The organism is Dokdonella sp. (assembly GCF_036518555.1).
In the GTDB taxonomy this organism is placed as follows: domain Bacteria; phylum Pseudomonadota; class Gammaproteobacteria; order Xanthomonadales; family Rhodanobacteraceae; genus Dokdonella_A.
Window position 1 is genome coordinate 1 of sequence record NZ_DATDMY010000243.1, and the last position, 2030, is coordinate 2030.

General features: G+C 71.3%; 2 protein-coding genes. Both read left to right on the forward strand.

The window, feature by feature from the left end; all coding sequences use genetic code 11:
• Positions 1 to 89 precede the first annotated feature (89 nt).
• The gene (locus VI238_RS13245; protein WP_331652118.1) at positions 90 to 1412 is read left to right on the forward strand and encodes an amino acid permease; all 1323 of its coding nucleotides are present in this window, start codon (positions 90 to 92) and stop codon (positions 1410 to 1412) included.
• A 215-nt stretch (positions 1413 to 1627) separates the two neighbouring features.
• The coding region (locus tag VI238_RS13250) for a (2Fe-2S)-binding protein (RefSeq protein WP_331652120.1) at positions 1628 to 2030 on the forward strand (403 nt) is incomplete at its 3' end.

Here is a 2030-nt window from a genome sequence, read left to right on the forward strand (position 1 = left end):
GCGGCAGGCGCATTCCGCCGCGACGTCCCGCAGACGCGCTCGCGCAACTCGGGCATGATCGGCGCTTCGCAAACGCACGAGCAGGCGGCATGAGCGAATCGGGCGATCACCCACCCCACGCGGTCGGCTACGCGCGCCGCCTCAATGCCTGGGACGCCGCGATGGTCGTCGTCGGCGGCATCATCGGTTCGGGCATCTTCCGGACGCCGGCGTCGATCGCGAGCCAGACTGGCTCGGCCGGCGAGCAGCTGCTCGCATGGGCGGTCGGCGGCGTGATCGCGCTGATCGGCGCGCTCTGCTACGCCGAACTCGGTACGCGCCGGCCGAACGCGGGCGGCGGCTACGTGAACCTGCGCGATGCGTTCGGCCTCGTCGTCGCATTCGTCTACGGCTGGAACCTGCTCGTCGTCAACCACTCGGGCGCGATCGCCGCGGTCGCGACCGCCTTCGTCGAGTACGCCGCCGCGGCACTCGGCCTCGAACTCGCCAACCCTCGCCCCTACGCGGTCGGCACGATCGTGTTCCTCGCCGGCATCAACTGGTTCGGCATCCGCGCCGGCTCGCTCACGCAGAACATCCTCACCGTGCTCAAGCTCGCCGCGATCGCGATCCTCATCGCGGCCGGGCTCTCCACCGGCGGCGCGCCGCCGCCGGCCGCGCCGGCGGGACCCGTCAGCCCGTTCGCGTTCGCCGGCGCGCTGATGCCGGTGCTGTTCTCGTACGGCGGCTGGTACTACGTCAACGACATCGCGGGCGAGGTGCGCGAGCCGCAGCGCACGATCCCGCGCGCGCTGATCTTCGGCATGCTGCTCGTCACCGCATGCTACCTGCTCGCGAACCTCGCCTATCTCGCCGTACTCGGCCACGACGGACTCGCCGCGAGCAAGGCCCCTGCCGCCGACGTCATGCGTCACGCGTTCGGCGAAACCGGCGCACGCGTGATCGCGGCGGGCATCGCGATCTCGACCCTCGGCTTCGTCAACATCTCGATGATCGGTGCCGCGCGCGTGTTCCAGGTCATGGGCGCGGACGGCGTGTTCTTCCGATCGGCCGGGATCCTGGACCCGCGCTGGCGCTCGCCCAACATCGCGCTGATGCTGCTCGCCTCGGCCGCATGCGTGCTCGCGTTCACCGGGTCGTTCGACCAACTGCTGAACTACTCGACCGTCGGCGACTGGCTCGGCATGGCCGCGGTCGTCTCGACGCTGTTCTGGTACCGGCGCCATCAGCCCGCCGACGCGGCCACGTTCCGCACGCCGTGGTATCCGCTGCTGCCGATCGCGTTCCTCCTCGTCGTCGCCGGCGTGGTCGGCACGACGATCTGGCTGCACCCGCGCGACGCGGGCATGGGCGCGCTGATCACGCTCGCGGGCCTGCCCGTCTACTTCATCTGGCGCCTGCTGCCCAGGTAGGGCGGCGCGCGCGCACGCGCGTGCCGCCGCGCTGGGGGCGACGAAGGTGGACGAGCGGCCTTGCGGCGGGACTACGCGCTCGGCCGCCCCGCCGGGTGCGATGACGCGTGGCGCAGGCCGCGTCGGAGCGATGCTCGGCACGCACGGAACGCCATGCGACAATGCGACGATGACACGCGTGCGGGCCCGATCCGCATGCGGCACGGAGACGCACGATGCCCGACCAGCCTGTCCACGCCGCCGAACCCGCCGATCCCGCCAAGCCACGCAGCGCTCGCCCGCGCGAACCGCTGCGGGTCACGATCAACGGCAAGCCCTACTTCCACGACGGCGATCCGGCGATGCCGTTGCTGTGGTTCCTGCGCGACACGCTGCGCCTCACGGGCACCAAGTACGGCTGCGGCATCGGCAACTGCGGCGCCTGCACGGTGCTGCTCGACGGCAAGGCGATGCGCGCCTGCGTGCTGCCGATGAGCGCGGCAGCGACGCACGAAGTCGTCACGATCGAAGGCCTCGAGGGCGACGCGTTGCATCCGGTGCAGCAGGCGTGGATCGAGGAGGATGTCGCGCAGTGTGGCTACTGCCAGGCCGGCCAGGTCATGGCTGCGGTCGACCTGC